19 protein-coding genes are annotated in these 21,593 nt (G+C 63.7%); 12 read left to right on the forward strand and 7 right to left on the reverse strand.

Annotated features, from left to right (window positions below):
• Nucleotides 1-147: 147 nt before the first annotated feature.
• The 4 genes from ACI2KK_RS02580 to aspA all read right to left on the reverse strand — a co-directional run bounded on the left by ACI2KK_RS02580 (nt 148) and on the right by aspA (nt 5,167).
• Entirely contained in the window at nt 148-1,251 is a 1,104-nt protein-coding gene (locus tag ACI2KK_RS02580) for a polyamine ABC transporter substrate-binding protein (protein WP_404667767.1), read from the reverse strand.
• A gap of 2 nt (nt 1,252-1,253) precedes the next feature.
• A complete protein-coding gene (locus ACI2KK_RS02585) occupies nt 1,254-2,294 on the reverse strand; it encodes a histone deacetylase family protein (RefSeq protein WP_404667768.1) in 1,041 nt (346 codons plus the stop codon).
• A 215-nt stretch (nt 2,295-2,509) separates the two neighbouring features.
• Nucleotides 2,510-3,502, reverse strand: a complete 993-nt coding sequence (locus ACI2KK_RS02590) for an AraC family transcriptional regulator (RefSeq protein WP_404667769.1) — start codon at nt 3,500-3,502, stop codon at nt 2,510-2,512.
• A 240-nt stretch (nt 3,503-3,742) separates the two neighbouring features.
• Nucleotides 3,743-5,167, reverse strand: coding sequence for an aspartate ammonia-lyase (gene aspA / locus ACI2KK_RS02595; RefSeq protein WP_369988795.1), 1,425 nt, complete (start codon nt 5,165-5,167; stop codon nt 3,743-3,745).
• Nucleotides 5,168-5,349: 182 nt separating this feature from the next.
• On the opposite strand from aspA, the gene ACI2KK_RS02600 reads away from it, so the two are divergent.
• The 5 genes from ACI2KK_RS02600 (at nt 5,350) to ACI2KK_RS02620 (ending at nt 8,968) form a co-directional block, all read left to right on the forward strand.
• Nucleotides 5,350-6,285, forward strand: a complete 936-nt coding sequence (locus tag ACI2KK_RS02600; RefSeq protein WP_404667770.1) for a LysR substrate-binding domain-containing protein — start codon at nt 5,350-5,352, stop codon at nt 6,283-6,285.
• A gap of 171 nt (nt 6,286-6,456) precedes the next feature.
• Entirely contained in the window at nt 6,457-6,948 is a 492-nt protein-coding gene (gene purE / locus ACI2KK_RS02605) for a 5-(carboxyamino)imidazole ribonucleotide mutase (RefSeq protein WP_016489856.1), read from the forward strand.
• Nucleotides 6,949-6,958: 10 nt separating this feature from the next.
• Nucleotides 6,959-8,041: a 5-(carboxyamino)imidazole ribonucleotide synthase gene (locus ACI2KK_RS02610; protein WP_404667771.1), complete on the forward strand. Its 1,083-nt coding sequence runs from the start codon at nt 6,959-6,961 to the stop codon at nt 8,039-8,041.
• Between the two features lie 97 nt (nt 8,042-8,138).
• Nucleotides 8,139-8,384, forward strand: coding sequence for a GlsB/YeaQ/YmgE family stress response membrane protein (locus tag ACI2KK_RS02615; RefSeq protein ID WP_217886993.1), 246 nt, complete (start codon nt 8,139-8,141; stop codon nt 8,382-8,384).
• A gap of 50 nt (nt 8,385-8,434) precedes the next feature.
• A complete protein-coding gene (locus tag ACI2KK_RS02620) occupies nt 8,435-8,968 on the forward strand; it encodes a DUF3299 domain-containing protein (RefSeq protein WP_217841007.1) in 534 nt (177 codons plus the stop codon).
• A gap of 312 nt (nt 8,969-9,280) precedes the next feature.
• Here ACI2KK_RS02620 and ACI2KK_RS02625 read toward each other — a convergent pair whose 3' ends face one another.
• Nucleotides 9,281-10,177 (reverse strand): D-hexose-6-phosphate mutarotase, encoded by an 897-nt coding sequence (locus tag ACI2KK_RS02625; RefSeq protein WP_404667772.1) that lies wholly within the window; start codon nt 10,175-10,177, stop codon nt 9,281-9,283.
• A 70-nt stretch (nt 10,178-10,247) separates the two neighbouring features.
• Nucleotides 10,248-10,646, reverse strand: a complete 399-nt coding sequence (locus ACI2KK_RS02630; protein ID WP_003253317.1) for an acyl-CoA thioesterase — start codon at nt 10,644-10,646, stop codon at nt 10,248-10,250.
• 347 nt (nt 10,647-10,993) lie between these two features.
• On the opposite strand from ACI2KK_RS02630, the gene ACI2KK_RS02635 reads away from it, so the two are divergent.
• Nucleotides 10,994-12,283: an MFS transporter gene (locus tag ACI2KK_RS02635; protein WP_369988791.1), complete on the forward strand. Its 1,290-nt coding sequence runs from the start codon at nt 10,994-10,996 to the stop codon at nt 12,281-12,283.
• 253 nt (nt 12,284-12,536) lie between these two features.
• On the opposite strand, the gene ACI2KK_RS02640 is transcribed toward ACI2KK_RS02635, so the two are convergent.
• Nucleotides 12,537-12,953, reverse strand: a complete 417-nt coding sequence (locus tag ACI2KK_RS02640) for a hypothetical protein (RefSeq protein WP_404667773.1) — start codon at nt 12,951-12,953, stop codon at nt 12,537-12,539.
• A 450-nt stretch (nt 12,954-13,403) separates the two neighbouring features.
• Here ACI2KK_RS02640 and ACI2KK_RS02645 point away from each other — a divergent pair, with 450 nt between their 5' ends.
• The 6 genes from ACI2KK_RS02645 to ACI2KK_RS02670 all read left to right on the forward strand — a co-directional run bounded on the left by ACI2KK_RS02645 (nt 13,404) and on the right by ACI2KK_RS02670 (nt 21,496).
• Complete coding sequence (locus ACI2KK_RS02645; RefSeq protein ID WP_217841004.1) at nt 13,404-14,402, forward strand: phosphate ABC transporter substrate-binding protein PstS; 999 nt, start codon at nt 13,404-13,406, stop codon at nt 14,400-14,402.
• Nucleotides 14,403-14,550: 148 nt separating this feature from the next.
• Nucleotides 14,551-16,839, forward strand: coding sequence for an ABC transporter permease subunit (locus ACI2KK_RS02650; RefSeq protein ID WP_404667774.1), 2,289 nt, complete (start codon nt 14,551-14,553; stop codon nt 16,837-16,839).
• Between the two features lie 17 nt (nt 16,840-16,856).
• Entirely contained in the window at nt 16,857-18,527 is a 1,671-nt protein-coding gene (gene pstA, locus ACI2KK_RS02655; RefSeq protein ID WP_404667775.1) for a phosphate ABC transporter permease PstA, read from the forward strand.
• A gap of 104 nt (nt 18,528-18,631) precedes the next feature.
• Nucleotides 18,632-19,465, forward strand: a complete 834-nt coding sequence (pstB, locus tag ACI2KK_RS02660; protein ID WP_404667776.1) for a phosphate ABC transporter ATP-binding protein PstB — start codon at nt 18,632-18,634, stop codon at nt 19,463-19,465.
• A gap of 189 nt (nt 19,466-19,654) precedes the next feature.
• Nucleotides 19,655-20,425, forward strand: a complete 771-nt coding sequence (phoU, locus tag ACI2KK_RS02665; protein WP_217841000.1) for a phosphate signaling complex protein PhoU — start codon at nt 19,655-19,657, stop codon at nt 20,423-20,425.
• A gap of 162 nt (nt 20,426-20,587) precedes the next feature.
• Nucleotides 20,588-21,496 (forward strand): response regulator, encoded by a 909-nt coding sequence (locus ACI2KK_RS02670; RefSeq protein ID WP_404667777.1) that lies wholly within the window; start codon nt 20,588-20,590, stop codon nt 21,494-21,496.
• Nucleotides 21,497-21,593: the final 97 nt, after the last annotated feature.

Consider the following 21,593-nt stretch of genomic DNA (forward strand, 5'->3'; position numbering starts at 1 on the left):
TAAGCTGTGATCGCTGTGAGCTTGAATTGCTCGGTGTACTTTTCCATCGATCCCCCAAGGGTTGGATTGGTGTCCAACTTTTGGGGGGCAGTCCAATCCTGTGGGAGCGGGCTTGCCGGAGTGCCGGACCACCGCGAAGAAGGCGCCTCAGGTCCCGGACTTGATCTTGGTCCAGGCCCTTGTCCTTGCCCGCTCGGCATCACGCGGCAGTGGCTTGAGGGTGTACAGCTTGGCCATCGCCTCAGGCGTCGGGTACAGGTTGGGGTTGTTGCGGATCGCCGGGCTGACCTTGTCGGTGGCGTCCTTGTTCGGGTTGGGGTAGCCGACGAAGTCGCTGATCGGCGCAATCACTTCAGGGCGCAGCAGGTAGTTGATGAAGGTATGCGCATCCTCGGGGTTGGCGGCGTTTTTCGGGATCGCCAGCATGTCGAACCAGATCGGCGCGCCTTCCTTGGGCAGGCGCATGTCCACCACCACGCCGTTGTTCGCCTCTTTGGCCCGGTTGGCGGCCTGGGAGAAGCTGCCCGAGTAGCCCACCGCCACGCAGATATCGCCGTTGGCGATGTCGGCCATGTACTTGGAGGAGTGGAAGTAGGTCACGTGCGGGCGAATCTTCAGCAGCAGGTCCTGGGCTTTCTGGTAGTCCGCCGGTTTGCCGCTGTTCGGGTCCAGGCCCAGGTACGAAAGCGCCAACGGCAAAATCTCCGACGGCGAGTCGAGCAGGGCCACGCCGCACTGCTTGAGCTTGGCGATGTTCTCTTCCTTGAAGATCAGGTCCCAGCTGTCCACCGGCGCGTTGTCGTCCAGCGCCTCCTTGACCTTGGCCGGGTTGAAGCCGATCAGCACGGTGCCGTACATGTACGGCACGGCAAACTGGTTGCCCGGGTCGTTGGCTTCGATCAGCTTCATCAGCGCCGGGTCCAGGTGCTGCCAGTTGGGCAGCTTGCTGCGGTCCAGCGGCTGGAATACCCCGGCCTCGATCTGCTTGGCGAGGAACACGTTGGACGGCACCACCACGTCGTAGCCGGAGTTGCCGGTCAAAAGCTTGGCCTCCAGCGCCTCGTTGGTGTCGAAGATGTCGTACACCAGCTTGACCCCGCTGTCCTTCTGGAAGTCGGTGAGGGTTTGCGGGGTGATGTAGTCGAACCAGTTGTACACCCGCAGGGTGCGCTGTTCGGCATGGGCGTTGAGGGCACCGGCCAGCAGGCTGGCGGTGACGAGCGGGGCGAGCAGACGCTTGATGCGGACCATGTTCAGGCTCCTGGCTGGGCGCGCTGGAAGCCTTCCAGCACATTGACCGCGTTGATGCCGATTTCTTCCACAGCGTAGCCGCCTTCCATCACGAACAGGGTCGGCTTGCCCAGCTTCGCGATGCGCTTGCCCATTTCCAGGTAGTCGGGGCTGTCGAGCTTGAACTGCGAGATGGGGTCGTCTTTGAAGGTGTCCACGCCCAGGGACACCACCAGCACCTCGGCGTCATAGGCGTCGATGCGCTGGCAGGCTGCTTCCAGTGCGCTGCTCCACGCGGCCCAGTCGCTGCCGGCCGGCAGCGGGTAGTTGATGTTGCAGCCCGCGCCTGCGCCTTCACCGAGTTCATCGGCGTAACCGAGGAAGAACGGGAACTCGTCCTGCGGGTCGCCATGGATCGAGGCGAAGAACACGTCGTTGCGGGTATAGAAGATGTCCTGGGTGCCGTTGCCGTGGTGGTAGTCGACATCGAGGATGGCCACCTTGCGCTTGCCTTGGTCGAGGAAGGCCTGGGCGGCGATGGCGGCGTTGTTCAGGTAGCAGTAGCCGCCCATCACTTCGGCGGCGGCATGGTGTCCGGGTGGGCGGCACAGGGCGAAGGCCGAATGGGCGCCTTGCTGGATGGCGGCCTGGGCGGTGAGTGCCACTTGCGCCGCGCTGTAGGCGGCCTGCCAGGTGCCGGCGGTGATCGGCGCGCCGGCGTCGAAGCTGTAGTAGCCCAGCTCGCCGTGCAGGCCGGTGGGCTTGACCTGGCGCAAGGTGCGCGCCGGCCAGGTGAAGGGCAGCAGGTCGCCGTCGTGGCCCAGTGCGGCCCAGCGCGCCCAGGCGCCTTCGAAGAAGTTCAGGTAGTCGGCGCTGTGGATGCGCTGCAGCGGGGCGCGGCCAAAATCGGTGGGGCCCTGGACTTCGCCGAGGTTGCGCTTTTTCACCTGTTCGAGCACATGGTCGGCGCGCGAGGGCATTTCGAAACACGGCATCAGCTGGCCGTCGATCAGCTCGCAGCGGCCGTGGTGCAGGCGGTGGTCATCGGAATAGATCGTCAGCATTTGTTGTTCTCCGGGTAATCACTGGCGTGGGCCCATTCTGCTGGGCGGCCGGTATACCGGGGGACGTTGCAAACGGCCAAAAGGGGATAAATATGGCCAAGTACATCCTGTTCCGGCCTCTTCGCGGGCAAGCCCGCTCCCACAGGAGTACCTCAGCTTTCAGTGCTGCGCAGAGCCTGTGGGAGCGGGCTTGCCCGCGAAGAGGCCGGAACAGGTCAACCGCGAAAATGGCTCGGCGCCACGCCACTCCAACGCTGGAAGGCATGCCTGAAACTCGCGGTTTCACTGAACCCCAGGGTTTCGGCAATCCGGTAGATCGGCATCTGGTCCTCGGCCAGCAACTGCTTGGCCCGCTCGAAGCGCAGCTCGTCCAGCAGCTGTTGATAACTGCTGCCCAGCGCCTGCAAATGCCGGCGCAGGGTGCGTGACGAGCAGTTCATCTGCCGCGCCAGCCCTTCAAGCCCGGGCGCGGCATCCAGCTGCTGCTGCAGCAACTGGCGAATGCGCCCCAGCCACGCCTGGCGCCCGGTGAACTCCAGGTTCAGGCGCCGGCAGCGTTCGCTCATGGCCTTGTGGGTGATGGGGTCGGCCAGCGGCAGTGGTGTGTCCAGCCAGCGCCGCTCGAAGGCAAAGGCGTTGTCGCCGGCCTCGAAGCCCAGCGGGCACTGGAATGCACCGGCGTAGAGCGTGTGGTAGCCCGGGCGGGCATGTTCGAAGCGCGCTGCCAGCAGCGGCAGCGGGCGGCCGAGCAGGTCGTCGCAGATGACTTTCAGCGACACCAGGCAGAACTCGGCGTTGAAGGCCGCCAGCGCCGGCGCGTCGTAATGCTCGCTGGCGCTCAGCCAGACCCGCTGGCCGTCATCCACCAGGCGCAGTTGGAAGACTGTTCCCAGCAGTGCCGGAAACTGCAGCGCCAGGCGCAGGGCGTCACCCAAAGTGGCACTGGAGAGCAGCGCGTAACCGAGCATGCCGTAGCACGACACATGCATGCGCCGGCCCAGTTCCAGGCCGATGTCCTCGCGCCGGGCCACGGCATTGGCGCACACCTGCAGCTCTTGCTGGGTGGTGATACGGGCATCGCTGTGGCCCAGGTCGGCCGGGCCTATGCCGCTGCCGGCGAGCATCTGCTGCGCGGCCACGCCGTCCTCCTGGAACACCTTGAGGATCAGCGATACCGCGTTGAGGGTGGTGAGGTGGCTGTGCAGCATGCTCGGTGTCCCGTTGGGCTGAGGGGCATTATGGAGCAAGTTGTGTGCCGGGCGGGGGTTAAGGCTTTGTGCCGGGTGTACCGGCCCTATCGCCGGCAAGCCGGCTCCTGCAGGGGGCGCGTGAGTTCCAGGCCCGTGCTGGCAGGCATAAAAAAAGGGCCCGGAGCGTGCGCTCGGGCCCTTGAAAGGCTGAGAGGTGTCTAGTCCCTCGACCTGGTGAGACTGTTTGCAGCGGCCGGGTTACGCCTTCAGCGGAACCAGACGTGGAGCGATCATGTTTTCCGGGCGCAGGATGTCGTTGAGCATCGCTTCGTCCAGCAGCTTCTCCTCGCGCACCAGTTCCAGCACGCCGCGGCCGGTTTCCAGGGCGACGCGGGCGATACGGGTGGCGTTTTCGTAGCCGATGTAAGGGTTCAGGGCGGTGACCAGGCCGATCGAGTGCTCGACCAGTTCACGGCAGCGCTGTTCGTTGGCAGTGATGCCGACGATGCAGTGCTCGCGCAGCATGTCCATGGCGCGTTGCAGCAGGCGGATCGAGTCGAAGATCTTGTAGGCGATCAGCGGCTCCATCACGTTCAGCTGCAGCTGGCCACCTTCGGCGGCGACGGTCAGGGCCAGGTCGTTGCCCATGATGGCGAAGGCCACCTGGTTGACGGCCTCAGGGATAACCGGGTTGACCTTGCCTGGCATGATCGAGCTGCCTGGCTGGCGCGCCGGCAGGTTGATCTCGTTGATGCCGGTGCGCGGGCCGCTGGACAGCAGGCGCAGGTCGTTGCAGATCTTCGACAGCTTGACCGCGGTACGCTTGAGCATGCCGGAGAACAGCACGAAGGCACCCATGTCGGAGGTGGCTTCGATCAGGTCGGCAGCCGGTACCAGCGGCTGGCCGCTGATGGTGGCCAGGCGCTGCACGGCCAGGGCCTGGTAGCCCGGGTCGGCGTTGATGCCGGTACCGATGGCGGTGCCGCCCAGGTTGATTTCGGTCAACAGTTCCGGGGCCAGCGAGCGCAGGCGCTGCAGGTCTTCGGTCATGGTGGTGGCGAAGGCGCGGAATTCCTGGCCCAGGGTCATCGGCACGGCGTCCTGCAGTTGGGTGCGGCCCATCTTCAGTACGTGGTCGAACTCTTTACCTTTGGCAGCGAAGGCCTGGATCAGGCTGTCGAGGCTGGCCAGCAGGGCGTCGTGGCCCAGCAGCAGGCCCAGGCGGATGGCAGTCGGGTAGGCGTCGTTGGTCGACTGCGCCATGTTCACGTCGTTGTTCGGGTGCAGGTACTGGTACTCACCCTTCTGGTGGCCCATGGCCTCCAGCGCGATGTTGGCGATGACTTCGTTGGCGTTCATGTTGGTGGAAGTACCAGCACCGCCTTGAATCATGTCCACCACGAACTGCTCGTGGTAGTCGCCTTTGATCAGGCGCCCGCAGGCTGCGCTGATGGCAGCATGCTTGGCATCGCTCAGGTGCCCCAGCTCACGGTTGGCGTCAGCAGCGGCCTGCTTGACCATCGCCAGGCCCACTACCAGTTTCGGGTAGTGCGACAGCGGAACGCCGGAGAGGTGGAAGTTGTTGGCAGCGCGCAGGGTCTGGATGCCGTAGTAGGCATCGGCAGGGACTTCAAGGGTGCCAAGCAGATCTTTTTCGACGCGGAACGATGCAGCGGAGGACATGATGGATATCATCTCGATTTTGACCCGGCACATGCCGGAATGGCGCCAATCCTAGGCCTGAAGCCAATTTTGCGGCCAATGCTGTTGCACGCTAACCTATGCACAAACGGCATACGGTTTGGTGTGACGCCGATTGACAATCGAGCGTGTTCCATTTTGGTGCACGCGTTGCGGAGTAGTCGATGAACCTCGAAAGCAAATGGCTGGAGGACTTCAGTGCCCTGGCTTCCACGCGCAGTTTTTCGCAGGCTGCGGAGCGTCGTTTCGTCACCCAGCCGGCCTTCAGCCGGCGTATTCGCAGCCTTGAGGCGGCGTTGGGGCTGACCTTGGTCAACCGCTCGCGCACACCGATCGAGCTGACCGAGGCCGGGCAGCTGTTTCTCGTCACAGCGCGTACTGTTGTCGACCAGTTGAGCGAAGTTCTCCGCCATTTGCATCATCTTGAAGGTGGCCAGGGTGAGGTCATCCAGGTGGCGGCAGCGCACTCGCTGGCATCGGGGTTTTTCCCGCGTTGGGTGGCGCAACTGCGCAACGATGGTTTGAACATCGCCACCCGCCTGGTTGCGACTAACGTAGGGGATGCCGTGCACGCCCTGCGCGAGGGTGGCTGCGACCTGATGCTGGCGTTCTATGACCCGGACGCGGCGCTGCAGATGGACGCCGAGATCTTCCCGTCGCTGCACATGGGCACCACCGAGATGCTGCCGGTGTGCGCCGTGGGGCCTGACGGCAAGCCGATGTTCGACCTGGAAGGCGAGGGCAGCGTGCCGCTGCTGGCCTACAGCGCCGGGGCTTTCCTCGGGCGTTCGGTCAACCTGCTGCTGCGCCAGCGCAACCTGCGCTATACCACTGTCTATGAAACTGCCATGGCCGACAGCCTCAAGAGCATGGCGCTGGAAGGCATGGGCATCGCCTGGGTGCCGCGGTTGTCGATGCGCGGCGAGCTGGAGCGTGGTGAGCTGGTGATCTGTGGCGGCAGCCAGTGGCATGTGCCGCTGGAAATTCGCCTGTACCGTTGCGCCCTGGTGCGCAAGGCCAACGTGCGGCTGTTGTGGCGCAAGCTCGAAGGCGGGCCGGCGGCAGTTGACTCCAAAGTCAGCCAAACCCCCGAAAAATAAGGCCGACAGTTGGTCGCCGGGGGTGCCGTGACGGCGTCGCGTTACGCTATACTGCGCGGCCTTTCGACCGGACAGCTCCGGTCCGGATCAGCAAACAAGCCACGCCGGTCGTCCCGCGTGGCTTGTTGTTTTTTGACGCGCCTGCGGGCGCACAAGCGAAGAGGCTCGACGATGAGTGCACTGGTTGGCGTGATCATGGGCTCCAAGTCCGATTGGTCCACCCTTAGCCACACCGCCGATATGCTGGAAAAACTCGGCATTCCCTACGAAGTGAAGGTGGTTTCCGCCCACCGCACCCCGGACCTGCTGTTCCAGTACGCCGAAGAGGCCGAAGGCCGCGGCATCGAGGTGATCATCGCCGGTGCCGGCGGTGCTGCCCACCTGCCAGGCATGTGCGCCGCCAAGACCCACCTGCCGGTGCTGGGCGTGCCGGTGCAGTCGTCGATGCTGTCGGGCGTCGATTCGCTGCTGTCGATCGTGCAGATGCCGGCCGGCGTACCGGTCGCCACCCTGGCCATCGGCCGTGCCGGTGCGATCAACGCCGCGCTGCTGTCGGCGAGCATCCTCGGTGCCAAGTACCCGCAGTATCACGCGGCACTGAAGCAGTTCCGCACCGAGCAGACCGACACCGTGCTGGACAATCCAGACCCGCGCCAGGCTTGAGGCTGACTTTATGAAGATCGGTGTAATCGGTGGTGGCCAGCTGGGCCGCATGCTGGCCCTGGCGGGCACCCCGCTGGGCATGAACTTCGCCTTCCTCGACCCGGCGCCGGACGCCTGCGCAGCGCCCTTGGGCGAGCACCTGCGCGCCGACTACGGCGACCAGGACCACCTGCGCCAGCTGGCCGACGAAGTCGACCTGGTGACCTTCGAGTTCGAAAGCGTGCCGGCCGAGACCGTCGCCTTCCTTTCGCAGTTCGTGCCGGTGTACCCCAGCGCCGAAGCCCTGCGCATCGCCCGCGACCGCCTGTTCGAAAAGAGCATGTTCCGCGACCTGGGCATCCCCACCCCGGCCTTCGCCGACATCCTCTCGCAAGCCGACCTGGACGCCGCGGTGGCCAGCATCGGCCTGCCGGCCGTGCTGAAAACCCGCACCCTGGGCTACGACGGCAAGGGCCAGAAGGTATTGCGCAAGCCTGAAGACGTGGTCGACACCTTCGCCGAACTGGGCAGCGTGCCGTGCCTGCTGGAAGGCTTCGTGCCGTTCACCGGCGAAGTGTCGCTGGTGGCCGTGCGTGCCCGCGATGGCGAAACCCGCTTCTACCCGCTGGTGCACAACACCCACGACAGCGGCATTCTCAAGCTGTCGGTGGCAAGCGACGCGCACCCGCTGCAGGCCCTGGCCGAAGACTACGTCGGCCGTGTGCTCAAGCAACTGGACTACGTTGGCGTGATGGCCTTCGAGTTCTTCGAGGTCGACGGTGGCCTGAAGGCCAACGAAATCGCCCCACGGGTGCACAACTCCGGGCACTGGACCATCGAAGGCGCCGAGTGCAGCCAGTTCGAAAACCACCTGCGCGCCGTTGCCGGCCTGCCGCTGGGCTCGACCGCCAAGGTCGGCGAGAGCGCCATGCTCAACTTCATCGGCGAAGTGCCGGCGGTGGACAAGGTCGTGGCTATCGACGACTGCCACCTGCACCACTACGGCAAGGCGTTCAAGCTTGGGCGCAAGGTTGGCCACGCCACCCTGCGCTGCCAGGATATGGCCACCCTCAAGGCCAAGATCGCCGAAGTAGAGGCGTTGATCGCCGGCTGATCGAACTTCTTTCGGTCTGTAGCCCTCTGAAATGGCAACTCGCCAAAGCGCTGTCTAGGCTTTGGCGTGTTCCATCTTCAATTATCGAGGGATTGCCATGGGCATCATTGGAACCATCTTCATCGGCCTGATCGTCGGCCTGCTGGCGCGTTTCCTGAAACCGGGCGACGACAGCATGGGCTGGATCATGACCATCCTGCTCGGTATTGCAGGCTCTTTGGTCGCCACCTATGGCGGGCAGGCGCTGGGCATTTACCAGGCGGGGCAGGCCGCGGGCTTCTTCGGGGCCCTGGTGGGCGCCATTCTGCTGTTGGTGATCTACGGCTTCATCAAGAAGAACTGAACACAGGCTAGAATGCCCGGCAATTCAATCCTGAGTTGCCGAGCATTTCCATGCGAGCGTTATTTCTCATTCCCCTGCTGCTGGCCAGCACCCTGGCCCATGCCGAGCTGCCCGAAACCGACTGGCTGGAGCTGATGCCCAAGTCGGACCAGAAGGCTCTCGAGCAGATGCCCGAAATCGACCACAACTCCCCGGAAGCCATGGGCACCTTCACCGACAAGGGTGGCCTGAAGCAGAGCAAGGGCCTGCCGGCGGTGATGTATTCGACCAAGACCGTGGCTGCCATGAACGGCAAGCAGATCCGCCTGGGCGGCTACCCGGTGCCGCTGGAAAGCGACGCCAAGGGCAACAGCACGCTGTTCTTCCTGGTGCCCTACCCGGGGGCCTGCATCCACGTGCCGCCGCCGCCGCCGAACCAGCTGGTGCTGGTGCGCTACCCCAAGGGGCTGAAGATCGACGATATCTACACGCCGCTGTGGGTTACCGGGCAGTTGAAGGTGGAGAAGGTCAGCAATGACCTGGCCGATGCGGCCTATGCGCTGGATGCCGGGAAGGTGAGGGTGGTGGAAGACGCCGACCTGTAAGGGCCCTATCGCCGGCAAGCCGGCTCCTACAGGGCTCAGGCCTGCGCTGTACCTGTAGGAGATCACCCAGCCCTTTCGGGCTGCGCTGTCGCGCAGAGAACTAGTCTCGCAGATGTACCGCGCCCACTGTGGGAAGCGGCCTTGTGTCGCGATGGGCTGCGCAGCAGCCCCGGCAATTTTGCATGAGGCCGAGGCCTTGGGCCGCTTTGCGCCCCATCGCGACACAAGGCCGCTTCCCACAGAGACAGTGTTAAATCAATGAGTTGTAGTTTTCTCTATGAGAGCCGGCTTGCCGGCGATGAGGCGATTGGCTCAGAGCGCCTGGCTGCCGATCACCAGCCCCAGCGCATGGCTGGCCCCTGGCTTGAGCTCCACCACGTCATCCCACACATTCGCCGTCTCGATGCACAGCATGCGCTGCCAGCCATCGTCGGCCATGTCCGGCAGCTCCTTGGCCCGCTCAGTCCAAGGGTTCCAGATCACCGCCGAGCGCGAACCGCTGCTGGTCAGGATAATGCGCCGTTGCCACTGCGGGTCGACAATGCTCAAGGTTTGCGGGGTATCGAGGTAGATCCGGTCGGTCTCGCCGGCAAAGCCCAGCGCGCCGTGCTGCTGGCGCTGCTGCCAGTCGGCCAGGGTCTCGATGTAGCTGAGCCCCTCGACCCCTTCAACCTGTGCCTGGCGCACGTCGCTGACGGCAAAGTAGCTGTGCAGGGCCTGGCTGATGGTCACCGGGCTGTCGCCGTGGTTGCGGCTGATGAGGGTCAGCTTCAGGTCGCTTGCCAGCTCTACCTGCAGGGTCAGGACCACGTTGTGGGCCCAGCCCGGCAGTTGGCCCTGCGCCTGGGGCAAGGTGAAGGTGACGCTCAGCCCCTCGCCTTGCTGGTCGGCAGCCAATAGTTGCCAGTCGCGGGTACGGGCCAGGCCATGCGCCGGCGCATCACTGCCGGTGTACATGGCTTGCACCGGCTCAGGGTTGCGTTGCAGGTTGCCGAACCAGGGCCAGCACACCGGTACCCCGGCACGTACCGACTTGCCCTGGCGCAAGATGGCGTCTTCGCTCAGCCACAGCAGCGGCGGCTCGCCCACGCGCTGGTAGCTGAGAATCTGCGCGCCCTGCTGGGCGATCAGCAGCTCGGCGTGGGCGGTGGTCAGGCGCCAGCAGTTCAGCTCGCCGTGTTGTTCGGTTTCGATCCGTGGGATAACCATGCGCTCGTCTCAAAGGTTGCAGTGAGGCGTTGGACCCCATGCCAGGCAACGAGTTTACCGCGCGGCTATCTCAGCGACGAGGTACCGAACGGGTGCGGCCACTGCCGTCGATGGCGACGAACACGAACACCGCCTCGGTGACCTTGCGCCATTCGCTGGACAGCGGGTCGTCGCTCCACACCTCGACCATCATCTGGATCGAGCTGCGGCCGATTTCCAGGGTCTGGGTATAGAACGACAGCTGCGCGCCCACCGCCACCGGCACTAAAAAGGCCATGCGGTCGATGGCCACCGTGGCCACTCGGCCGCCGGCGACGCGGCTGGCCATGGCGGTGCCGGCCAGGTCCATCTGGGCGACCAGCCAGCCGCCGAAGATATCGCCGAAGCCGTTGGTCTCGCGCGGCAGCGCGGTGATCTGCAGGGCCAGGTCGCCCTGCGGGATAGGATCTTCTTGTTCGAGCTCAATCATGCCGTGGGGCCTCTGACCCGTGACGCTTCGTTGGTGGCGCAGTGGAGGACGCCGTGAAAACGCTTCAGCCGGACACTGACGTCGCTTCGGGGGCGGCCAAAGGGAGACTCTGCGAAACAGTCTGACAGTACTGACTTACGTTTTCGCACAACATCCCGTGATAAACGCAACCTTTTTCTACGAACGGCCAGTATATAGACCATCACAGCCAGCGACGACCGTGCATTCGTGAATATCTGTACGGACTTTGTATGCTATCGGCCGCACTTTGCAATTTGTTATCTTCACCGGCTGAACATTCCAGAAGCCGCACGCCAAGCGGCCTGCACTCCAACAAGAGAACGTCGATGACCTCCGTGCCCAGCAGTATCGAGCAGCCGTCCCGGCCGCTGACCCGCAGTGACTACAAGACCCTTTCGCTGTCTGCCCTGGGCGGTGCGCTGGAGTTCTACGACTTCATCATCTTCGTGTTCTTCGCAACCGTAGTGGGCAAGCTGTTCTTCCCCGCCGACATGCCCGAGTGGCTGCGCCTGATGCAGACCTTCGGCATCTTCGCCGCCGGCTACCTGGCGCGGCCGCTGGGCGGCATCGTCATGGCCCACTTCGGCGACCTGCTGGGGCGCAAGAAGATGTTCACCCTGAGCATCTTCATGATGGCCCTGCCGACCCTGGTGATGGGCCTGCTGCCGACTTATGCACAGATCGGCCTGTGGGCGCCGATTCTGCTGCTGCTGATGCGCGTCATCCAGGGCGCGGCCATCGGCGGCGAGGTGCCGGGCGCCTGGGTGTTCGTCTCCGAGCACGTACCGGCGCGCAACACCGGTTACGCCTGCGGCACCCTGACCGCCGGCCTGACCTCGGGCATTTTGCTGGGCTCGATGGTGGCCACGCTGATCAACACGGTCTACACCCCGGAAGAAGTGGCGGACTACGCCTGGCGTATCCCGTTCCTGATGGGCGGGGTGTTCGGCCTGTTCTCGGTGTACCTGCGCCGCTGGCTGCACGAAACTCCGGTGTTCGCCGAAATGCAGCAGCGCAAGGCCCTGGCCGAAGAGCTGCCGCTGCGCGCCGTGCTGCGTGACCACCGCGGTGCGGTGATCCTGTCGATGCTGCTGACCTGGCTGTTGTCGGCCGGCATCGTGGTGGTGATCCTGATGACCCCGGCGTTGCTGCAGAGCCTCTATCACATCAGCCCCACCGATTCGCTCAAGGCCAACAGCCTGGCCATCGTGCTGCTGAGCGTCGGTTGCATCACCGCCGGCAGCCTGGCCGACCGCTTTGGCGCAGGCCGGGTGTTCGTGGTTGGCAGCCTGCTGCTGCTGGCAAGCTCGTGGAGCTTCTACCACAGCCTGCCGACCCGCCCGGACCTGCTGTTCCCGCTGTACGCCGTGACCGGCCTGTGCGTAGGGGTGATCGGCGCGGTGCCTTACGTGATGGTCAAGGCGTTCCCGGCGGTGGTGCGTTTCAGCGGCCTGTCGTTCTCCTACAACCTGGCCTACGCCATCTTCGGCGGCCTGACCCCGATGGTGGTTACCGGGCTGCTCAAAGTCAGCCCGATGGCGCCGGCGTACTACGTGGCGTGCCTGTGTGCGCTGGGGTTGTTGGTGGGGATCTATTTGCTGGCGAAGAAACGCTGACCGGAACGGGGGTTACAGGATTCCCTCCAAAACAGCCTTAGGGACATCCCTTTCAAGGTGGTCGCGTCAGGGCTGGCAGGCGCTTGCCGAGGATTCGCGTGAGGGCCTCCAAGTGCTCGCCACAATCCCTGCAGCGCCTACGAGATCGAGCGCCGCGCGGGCGGCGCTCGATCTCGTAGGCGCTGCAAGGGCAGTGGCGAGCACCTGACAGCCCTGACGCGGAACACCTTGAACGGGATGGGCCTTAGGGGCGCTATTTGCGCTCAAGGAGCAGATAGGCCGTCCATACCGACATGAAGGGCGTGACGAAGAAGAAAACAAAGGTGTTGGGCTCTTGTTTGAATGCGTTTAGCGACCACCAGAATGAGAGCAGGCTGAGAGGGAGATTCGAGATCACCAAAACTCCCAATCTCAGCGCTTCGCTCTGACGCCTGGCAAGTACCCATACCGTGACATTTCCCCCCAAGCAAATCACCAATGGTATGCAGAACAACATTAAAACGAGCACATAGGCAGCGGTGCCTGTTCGATCGTAGCCAAGGCCGAAGATCAGAATGAGGCCTAGTGAAGTCATCGTGGGTGCCGCGAGGATGCGCACCAGCAGCTTCAGCCATGAGACTTTTACTACGCCGGCTGGCAGCGAGGTGGGGGTATTGGTTTCTGAGTCCATGGACACTGGGTGTGAAAATCCGAAAGTTGGCTGCCAAAGGCAGGGTGGCCCAGATCATAGGTTCATTTTTTCTAGGAAGCGTCTAGAAACGCTGTAGGCCTTTTCCTGGCGGCTCCGGTCTGTTGATCAGATCGTAATTTATCGAGTTGGCTGGGCTCGTGTGGGGGGCGGCGGGCTTACCCCGCGTAAGCCGGGCCTGGAAAACTGATGTCATGGCACCGGCGATGCCGGTGATCGCGGGGCAAGCCCGCTCCCACGCAATTGCTCACGCAGCCGTTTCCCCGCGAGGCGGCGCGCCGCTCCTGAAACATCCTGCAAAGGCCATCCCCGACTACCGGTGATGGCCTTTCATCCAATTGTCACATTCGAGTCATATCGTGTTCATGCGGCCTGCTGATACTTGGGCCCGTTCCATCACAACCCCTACGATATTCCTGCTAGGAGCAAGGCATGAAACTGAAGCGTTTGATGGCGGCCCTGACCTTTGCCGCCGCTGGCGTTGCCACCGCCAATGCGGTCGCCGCTGTCGACCCAGCAATCCCGACCTACACCAAGACCACCGGTGTATCGGGTAACCTCTCCAGCGTCGGTTCCGACACCCTCGCGAACCTGATGACCCTGTGGGCCGAGGCCTACAAGAAGGAATATCCGAACGTAAACATCCAGATCCAGGCTGCTGGCTCGTCCACCGCGCCACCCGCCCTGACCGAAGGCACCGCCAACCTGGGCCCGATGAGCCGCAAGATGAAGGACGTCGAGCTGCAGGCCTTCGAGCAGAAGTACGGCTACAAGCCTACCGCCATCCCGGTTGCCGTCGACGCCCTGGCGGTCTTCGTGCACAAGGATAACCCGATCAAAGGCCTGACCATGGCTCAGGTCGACGCGATCTTCTCCTCCACCCGCCTGTGCGGTGGCAAGGCTGAAATCAAAACCTGGGGCGACGTTGGCGTGAAGGGCGACCTGGCCAACAAGCCAATCCAGCTGTTCGGCCGCAACTCGGTATCGGGCACCTATGGCTACTTCAAGGAAGAAGCCCTGTGCAAAGGCGACTTCAAGCCTAACGTCAACGAACAGCCTGGCTCGGCTTCGGTCGTGCAGTCGATCAGCTCTTCGCTGAACGGCATCGGCTACTCGGGTATCGGCTACAAGACCGCTTCGGTCAAGACCGTCGCCCTGGCCAAGAAAGAAGGCGGCGAGTTCATCGAAGACAACGAAGCCAACGCCCTGAACGGTACCTACCCGCTGTCGCGCTTCCTGTACGTCTACGTCAACAAGGCGCCGAACAAGCCTCTGGCCCCGCTGGAAGCCGAGTTCGTCAAGCTGGTGCTGTCGCAAGCTGGCCAGCAAGTTGTCGTGAAGGACGGCTACATCCCGCTGCCTGCCAAAGTGGTCGACAAGACCCTGGCTGACCTGGGCCTGTCCCACGCCGGCAACGTTGCCAAGAAGTAATTAGGCAGTAACCGGAAGGGGCTGGCAGCCAATGCGCCGGCCCCTCTCCACGAATTCGTCAGTCCGAGGCCAGGGTACCTGCGCGTCGGGCTTTGTTGCGTCACTGCACTGTCATGTTTTTGTCATACGGGACCGCTAGGGTGTGCGCATGAATGATCTGGCCAACTCCACCATGACCCAAAATTCTCCTCCGGTGCGCATTGATTTCAATACGCCCGAGTTGCAACGCAAGCGCCGCATGCGCGCCCTCAAGGATCGCCTGACCCGCTGGTATGTACTGGTGGGCGGGCTTGCCGTGCTGGCAGCGATCACGCTGATCTTCTTCTACCTGGCCTACGTGGTGCTGCCGCTGTTCCAGGGCGCCGAGTTGACCAGCAAGAAAGCCCTGGAGCCGACCTGGCTGCAGCAGGATGCCGGCAAGCCGCTGATGATCGCCCTCGAGGAGCAGAACCTCGTGGGCATGCGTGTTTCTGACAAGGGCCAGGCCCTGTTCTTCGATACCAAGACCGGTAACGAACTCAAGCGTGTCGACCTGCCGCTGCCCGCCGGCACCCAGGTCAGCTCGATCGGCAGCGACCAGCCGGGCAGCCCGCTGGTGGTGCTGGGCCTGAGTAACGGCCAGGCGATCGTGTTCCACCACACCTACAAGATCACCTACCCGGACAACAAGAAGACCATCGAAGCGGGTATCGACTACCCCTATGGTCAGGCGCCGTTCACCCTGAGTGACGAAGGCCGCGCGCTGGAGCACGTCAGCGTCAACGTCAATGGCGAAACCCTGCTGCTGGCCGGCTCCACCGGCGCGCAACTGCAGGTGGTCGAGCTGTCGCGCACCGAGAACATGATGACCGGTGAGGTGACCACCGAGCAGAACCGCATCGTCCTGCCGCAAATGACCGAGACGGTGAAGAACATCTTCATCGACCCGCGCCAGCAGTGGCTGTACGTGGTCAACGGTCGCGCCACCGCCGATGTGTTCAGCCTGCGCGAAAAAAGCCTCAACGGCCGCTACAAGCTGCTCGAAGACGGCAACGCCGAAATCACCGCCAGCGGTCAGCTGGTGGGCGGTATCTCGCTGATCTTCGGTGACTCCAAGGGTGGCCTGAGCCAGTGGTTCATGGCCCGTGACCCGGATGGCGAGCAACGCCTCAAGTTGATCCGCAGCTTCCAGCTGGGCAAGGCCCCGGTGGTGCAGATCGACGCCGAAGAGCGCCGCAAGGGCTTCATCGCCCTGGACAGCGAAGGCAAGCTGGGTGTGTTCCACAGCACCGCGCACCGCACCCTGCTGGTAGAGCCGGTCGCCGAAGGCGCAGGCATTCTGGCCCTGTCGCCGCGTGCCAACCGCATCATCGTCGAAGAGGGTGGCAAGCTGCTACCGCTGAGCCTGCGCAACCCGCACCCGGAAATCTCCTTCAGCGCGCTGTGGGGCAAGGTCTGGTACGAGAACTACGACGAGCCTAAATACGTTTGGCAGTCGACCGCCTCGAACACCGACTTCGAACCCAAGCTGAGCCTGTCGCCACTGACCTTCGGTACGCTCAAGGCCGCGTTCTACGCGATGATCCTGGCCGCTCCGCTGGCGATTGCCGCCGCCATCTACACCGCCTACTTCATGGCCCCGGGCATGCGCCGCAAGGTCAAGCCGGTGATCGAGCTGATGGAAGCGATGCCGACGGTGATCCTCGGCTTCTTCGCCGGCCTGTTCCTGGCGCCGTACCTTGAAGGCCACCTGCCGGGCGTGTTCAGCCTGCTGCTGATCCTGCCGGTGGGCATCCTGGTGGCGGGCTTTGCCTGGAGCCGCCTGCCGGAGTCGATCCGCCTGCGTATCCCGGACGGCTGGGAAGCAGCCATCCTGATCCCGGTGATCCTGGCCATCGGCTGGTTCGCCCTGAGCATGAGCCCGTTCCTGGAAAGCTGGTTCTTCGGCGGCGACATGCGCCTGTGGATCACCCACGATCTGGGCATCACCTACGACCAGCGCAACGCCCTGGTAGTGGGTATCGCCATGGGCTTTGCGGTCATCCCGAACATCTACTCCATCGCCGAAGACGCCGTGTTCAGCGTGCCGCGCAGCCTGACCCTGGGCTCGCTGGCACTCGGTGCCACGCCGTGGCAGACCCTGACCCGCGTGGTCATCCTCACCGCCAGCCCGGGTATCTTCTCGGCGCTGATGATCGGCATGGGCCGTGCGGTGGGCGAGACCATGATCGTGCTGATGGCCACCGGCAACACCCCGGTGATGGAACTGAACCTGTTCGAGGGCATGCGCACCCTGGCCGCCAACGTGGCCGTGGAAATGCCTGAATCGGAAGTCGGTGGCAGCCACTATCGTGTGCTGTTCCTCGCCGCCCTCGTGCTGCTGATGTTCACGTTCATCATGAACACCTTGGCCGAGCTGATTCGCCAGCGCCTGCGCAAGAAATACTCGTCGCTTTGATAGAAAGGTAGAGATCCGTGAAAAAGGATTCCCTCAAAGGCTGGTTCAAGAGCGGCGCCCCCGGCGTCTGGATCAGCGGTGGCGCGGTGGCCATGGCGGTCATCATGACCATTGGTCTGCTGTCCGTGATCGCCGTACGCGGTTTGGGCCACTTCTGGCCGGCCGACCTGATCCAGGCCACCTACAAGGTGCCTGGCCAGGCCGACCATGTGATCATCGGTGAAGTGGTACAGAAGGAAGAAGTACCGCGCGAACGCCTGAAGAGCGCCGGCTTGCCGGTGCCTGACCAGGGCCCGGAGTTCATGACCCGCGAGCTGGTCAAGATCGGTAACCGCGACCTCAACGGCAGCGACTTCACCTGGCTGGTCGGCGACTGGCTGGTGGACGAGCAAAAGCCCGCCGAGCTGATCGCCCTGGAGCGCCGCGAGTGGGGCAACTTCTACGGCTTCCTGGTCAGCGTCAAGGAAGAAGGCCGTGTGGTCGCCCAGGGCCCTGAGGCCTGGAACGAGCTGCAAACCCGCCTCAAGCGTGCCAGCGACCTCAACGACCAGCTGGTCAAGCTCGAGAAAAAGGACATCGGTGCCATCAACCATGGCCTGGAGCGCCTGCGCCTGCACAGCCGCAAGCTGGAGCTGGACGGCAAGCTGGACGCCGCCGCCCAGGCCGACATGGACGCCGAGCGCGCCGAGCTGAACAACCGTTACAAGGCCATCGAGGACCGCCTCACCGGCCTGCACCAGGCCTTCGCCCGCGACAGCCTGGTAGCCCGCGACGGCAACGGCCGCGAAGTGGAGATCAACCTCAGCAAAGTGGTCCACGCGATCCAGCCGAACGCCATGTCCGGCATGACCAAGATGGGTACCTACTTCGCCAAGGTGTGGGAATTCCTCAGCGACGACCCGCGTGAAGCCAACACCGAAGGCGGTATTTTCCCGGCCATCTTCGGCACCGTGATGATGACCCTGATCATGGCCGTGATCGTCACCCCGTTCGGCGTGCTGGCGGCGGTGTACCTGCGCGAATACGCACGGCAAGGCCCGGTGACCCGCCTGATCCGCATTGCGGTGAACAACCTGGCGGGCGTTCCGGCGATCGTCTACGGCGTGTTCGGCCTGGGCTTCTTCGTCTACGTGCTGGGTGGCTCCATCGACCGATTGTTCTTCCCCGAGTCGCTGCCGGCACCCACGCTGGGTACCCCGGGCCTGCTGTGGGCATCCTTGACCCTGGCGCTGCTGGCGGTGCCGGTGGTGATCGTGGCCACCGAGGAAGGCCTGGCGCGTATCCCGCGGACCGTGCGTGAAGGCTCCCTGGCCCTGGGCGCGACCAAGGCCGAGACCTTGTGGAAGATCGTCCTGCCGATGGCCAGCCCGGCCATGATGACCGGCATGATTCTCGCCGTGGCCCGCGCCGCCGGCGAAGTGGCCCCGCTGATGCTGGTGGGTGTGGTGAAGCTGGCGCCGTCGCTGCCGCTGGACGGCAACTACCCGTACCTGCACCTGGACCAGAAGATCATGCACCTGGGCTTCCATATCTACGACGTCGGCTTCCAGAGCCCCAACGTCGAGGCCGCGCGGCCGCTGGTGTACGCCACCGCGCTGCTGCTGGTGATGGTGATTGCCACCCTGAACCTCTCGGCGGTGTGGATTCGTAACCACCTGCGCGAGAAGTACAAGGCCCTCGACAGCTGATTTCCAAGCCTTAAGCCACAAGCGGCAAGCTCCCTGCAGATTGCCGCTTTGCTCAAACTTGCAGCTTGCAGCTGATAGCCTGCAGCTACAAAAGGAGTAAGAACATGCAACACGAAGCTCATACCCACGGCATCGACATGGCGGCCCTGGGCCGCGACAAGCAGAGCCTGCGCCTGGCCGAAGAGACCGTGGCCATCGAAGTGCCTGGCCTGTCGCTGTTCTACGGCGATAAGCAAGCGCTGTTCGACGTGCAGATGAACATCCCCAAGCAGCGCGTGACCGCCTTCATCGGCCCGTCCGGCTGCGGCAAGTCCACGCTGCTGCGTACCTTCAACCGCATGAACGACCTGGTTGACGGCTGCCGCGTCGAGGGCGCCATCAACCTGTACGGCAACAACATCTACCGCAAGGGCGAGGACGTGGCCGAGCTGCGTCGCCGGGTGGGCATGGTGTTCCAGAAGCCCAACCCGTTCCCCAAGACCATCTACGAAAACGTGGTCTACGGCCTGCGCATCCAGGGCATCAACAAAAAGCGCACCCTCGACGAAGCCGTCGAGTGGGCCCTGAAGGGCGCGGCTTTGTGGGACGAGGTCAAGGACCGCCTGCACGATTCGGCACTGGGCCTGTCCGGTGGCCAGCAGCAGCGTCTGGTGATCGCCCGTACCATCGCCGTGGAGCCTGAAGTACTGCTGCTCGACGAACCTTGCTCGGCACTGGACCCGATCTCCACGCTGAAGGTCGAAGAGCTGATCTACGAACTGAAATCCAAGTACACCATCGTCATCGTGACCCACAACATGCAACAGGCAGCCCGTGTTTCGGACTACACCGCGTTCATGTACATGGGCAAACTGGTGGAATTCGGTGATACCGACACCCTGTTCACCAACCCGGCGAAGAAGCAGACCGAAGACTACATCACCGGTCGTTACGGCTAACCACTGCTCTTGAGGAGCATTGGGACCTCTGTGGGAGCGGGTTTACCCGCGAACACCGGCAAAGCCGGTGCCACGCACCGCAGTGCCTGCTTCGCGGGTGAACCCGCTCCCACAGGTACAGGTGAGGCCGGAAATCCAGGGAACGATACGAACTACTTGAAGCTTGCAGCTTCTTCGCGGAGCGAAACGATGATCAACAAAGAAAGCCTTACCCATCACATCTCCCAGCAGTTCAACGCCGAGCTCGAAGAGGTGCGCAGCCACCTTCTGGCGATGGGCGGCCTGGTCGAGAAGCAGGTCAACGACGCGGTCACCGCGCTGATCGAGGCCGACTCGGGCCTGGCCCAGCAGGTGCGCGAGGTCGACGAGCAGATCAACCAGATGGAGCGCAACATCGACGAGGAGTGCGTGCGCATCCTCGCCCGTCGCCAGCCGGCGGCCTCCGACCTGCGCCTGATCATCAGCATCTCCAAGTCGGTGATCGACCTGGAGCGCATCGGTGACGAGTCGACCAAGATCGCCCGCCGCGCCATCCAGCTGTGCGAGGAAGGCGAGTCGCCACGCGGTTATGTAGAGGTGCGCCACATCGGCGACCAGGTGCGCAACATGGTGCGTGACGCTCTGGATGCCTTCGCCCGCTTCGACGCCGACCTTGCGCTGTCGGTGGCCCAGTACGACAAGACCATCGACCGCGAGTACAAGACTGCGCTGCGCGAGCTGGTCACCTACATGATGGAAGACCCGCGCTCGATCTCCCGGGTGCTCAGCGTGATCTGGGCGCTGCGTTCGCTGGAGCGCATCGGCGACCACGCGCGCAACATCTCGGAGCTGGTGATCTACCTGGTGCGCGGTACCGACGTGCGCCACATGGGCCTCAAGCGCATGAAGGCCGAAGTTGAAGGTACTGCCTCCAACGAGGGCGAAAGCGCTAATGTTCCGGCTGAACCGGACGATAAATAAGATTGCTCCCGAGCATCACGCCCGGCTTATGCCGGGCGTTTTCGTTTGTGGTCGAGCACCAGCAGGCACCCGCGAACGATCAGAGAAGTCCCGGCGTGACCAGTGGTTTGGCAAATTGCCATCAGTCGGCGGTATGCTAGTCGGGATTCAAGAGGAGTATCGATGAGTAAAGTCAATGTGCTGGTCGTGGACGATGCCCCGTTCATCCGCGATCTGGTAAGGAAGTGCCTGCGTAATGCCTTCCCAGGCATGGTGATCGAAGACGCGGTCAACGGCCGCAAGGCCATGGCCATGCTCGCCAAGGAGCGTTTCGACCTGGTCCTGTGCGACTGGGAGATGCCGGAAATGTCCGGCCTCGAGCTGCTGACCTGGTGCCGCCAGCAGGAAGAAATGAAAGCCATGCAGTTCATCATGGTGACCAGCCGTGGTGACAAGGAGAACGTGATCCAGGCCATCCAGGCCGGCGTCTCCGACTTTGTCGGCAAGCCGTTCACCAACGAGCAGCTGCTGACCAAGGTGAAAAAGTCCCTGACCAAGATCGGCAAGCTCGACAGCCTGATGGCCGGCGCCCAGGCCCGGGCCAACTCGGCCTTTGCCAACGACTCGCTCAGCGCCCTGACCGGCGGTCGCCCGGAGGCCGCCAAGGTGGCTGCGCCTGCTGCTGCCCCGGTTGCCGCAGCCGCCAAGCCGCTGATCAACGCGCCGACGCCCAGAAGCCCTGCCGCCGCCCCGGCTGGCCGTGGCCAGGGCCAACTGCGCCTGGCCAGTGGGCCGCAGGCTTGCGTCATCAAGGCCCTGAGCCTGAAAGAGGCCCTGCTGGTGGTGCGCCGCAGCGCCAACCTGCCGCAGGTGCTCGAAGGCGCGGTGCTGGACCTGGAGCAGGGCGACAACGCCGAGGTGGCGCGCCTGAACGGCTACCTGCATGCCATCGCCGCGTTGGAGCCAAAGCCTGAGAGCGACTGGCTGCAACTGACCTTCAAGTTCGTCGACCAGGATGCGCAGAAGCTCGACTACCTGTCGCGGCTGATCGCCCGCGGCACGACCCAGAAGCACTTCACGCCCGGGGCCTGAGCCTGGCGTAACGGCCCTATCGCCGGCAAGCCGGCTCCTACAGGCGACGCGATCCCTGTAGGAGCCGGCTTGCCGGCGATAGGGCCAGTACAGGCCA

Source organism: Pseudomonas sp. NPDC089406 (assembly GCF_044900265.1).
GTDB classification, from domain to species: domain Bacteria; phylum Pseudomonadota; class Gammaproteobacteria; order Pseudomonadales; family Pseudomonadaceae; genus Aquipseudomonas; species Aquipseudomonas fakonensis.

Coding starts and splice junctions, on each gene's coding strand:
- ACI2KK_RS02635 (WP_369988791.1), top strand. CDS start 10,994: ATGACCTCCGTGCCCAGCAGTATCGAGCAGCCGTCCCGGCCGCTGACC.
- ACI2KK_RS02630 (WP_003253317.1), bottom strand. CDS start 10,646: ATGATTGAGCTCGAACAAGAAGATCCTATCCCGCAGGGCGACCTGGCC.
- ACI2KK_RS02585 (WP_404667768.1), bottom strand. CDS start 2,294: ATGCTGACGATCTATTCCGATGACCACCGCCTGCACCACGGCCGCTGC.
- ACI2KK_RS02580 (WP_404667767.1), bottom strand. CDS start 1,251: ATGGTCCGCATCAAGCGTCTGCTCGCCCCGCTCGTCACCGCCAGCCTG.
- pstB (WP_404667776.1), top strand. CDS start 18,632: ATGCAACACGAAGCTCATACCCACGGCATCGACATGGCGGCCCTGGGC.
- ACI2KK_RS02640 (WP_404667773.1), bottom strand. CDS start 12,953: ATGGACTCAGAAACCAATACCCCCACCTCGCTGCCAGCCGGCGTAGTA.
- ACI2KK_RS02615 (WP_217886993.1), top strand. CDS start 8,139: ATGGGCATCATTGGAACCATCTTCATCGGCCTGATCGTCGGCCTGCTG.
- ACI2KK_RS02625 (WP_404667772.1), bottom strand. CDS start 10,177: ATGGTTATCCCACGGATCGAAACCGAACAACACGGCGAGCTGAACTGC.
- ACI2KK_RS02620 (WP_217841007.1), top strand. CDS start 8,435: ATGCGAGCGTTATTTCTCATTCCCCTGCTGCTGGCCAGCACCCTGGCC.
- ACI2KK_RS02670 (WP_404667777.1), top strand. CDS start 20,588: ATGAGTAAAGTCAATGTGCTGGTCGTGGACGATGCCCCGTTCATCCGC.
- ACI2KK_RS02590 (WP_404667769.1), bottom strand. CDS start 3,502: ATGCTGCACAGCCACCTCACCACCCTCAACGCGGTATCGCTGATCCTC.
- ACI2KK_RS02600 (WP_404667770.1), top strand. CDS start 5,350: ATGAACCTCGAAAGCAAATGGCTGGAGGACTTCAGTGCCCTGGCTTCC.
- aspA (WP_369988795.1), bottom strand. CDS start 5,167: ATGTCCTCCGCTGCATCGTTCCGCGTCGAAAAAGATCTGCTTGGCACC.
- purE (WP_016489856.1), top strand. CDS start 6,457: ATGAGTGCACTGGTTGGCGTGATCATGGGCTCCAAGTCCGATTGGTCC.
- ACI2KK_RS02650 (WP_404667774.1), top strand. CDS start 14,551: ATGAATGATCTGGCCAACTCCACCATGACCCAAAATTCTCCTCCGGTG.
- phoU (WP_217841000.1), top strand. CDS start 19,655: ATGATCAACAAAGAAAGCCTTACCCATCACATCTCCCAGCAGTTCAAC.
- ACI2KK_RS02645 (WP_217841004.1), top strand. CDS start 13,404: ATGAAACTGAAGCGTTTGATGGCGGCCCTGACCTTTGCCGCCGCTGGC.
- ACI2KK_RS02610 (WP_404667771.1), top strand. CDS start 6,959: ATGAAGATCGGTGTAATCGGTGGTGGCCAGCTGGGCCGCATGCTGGCC.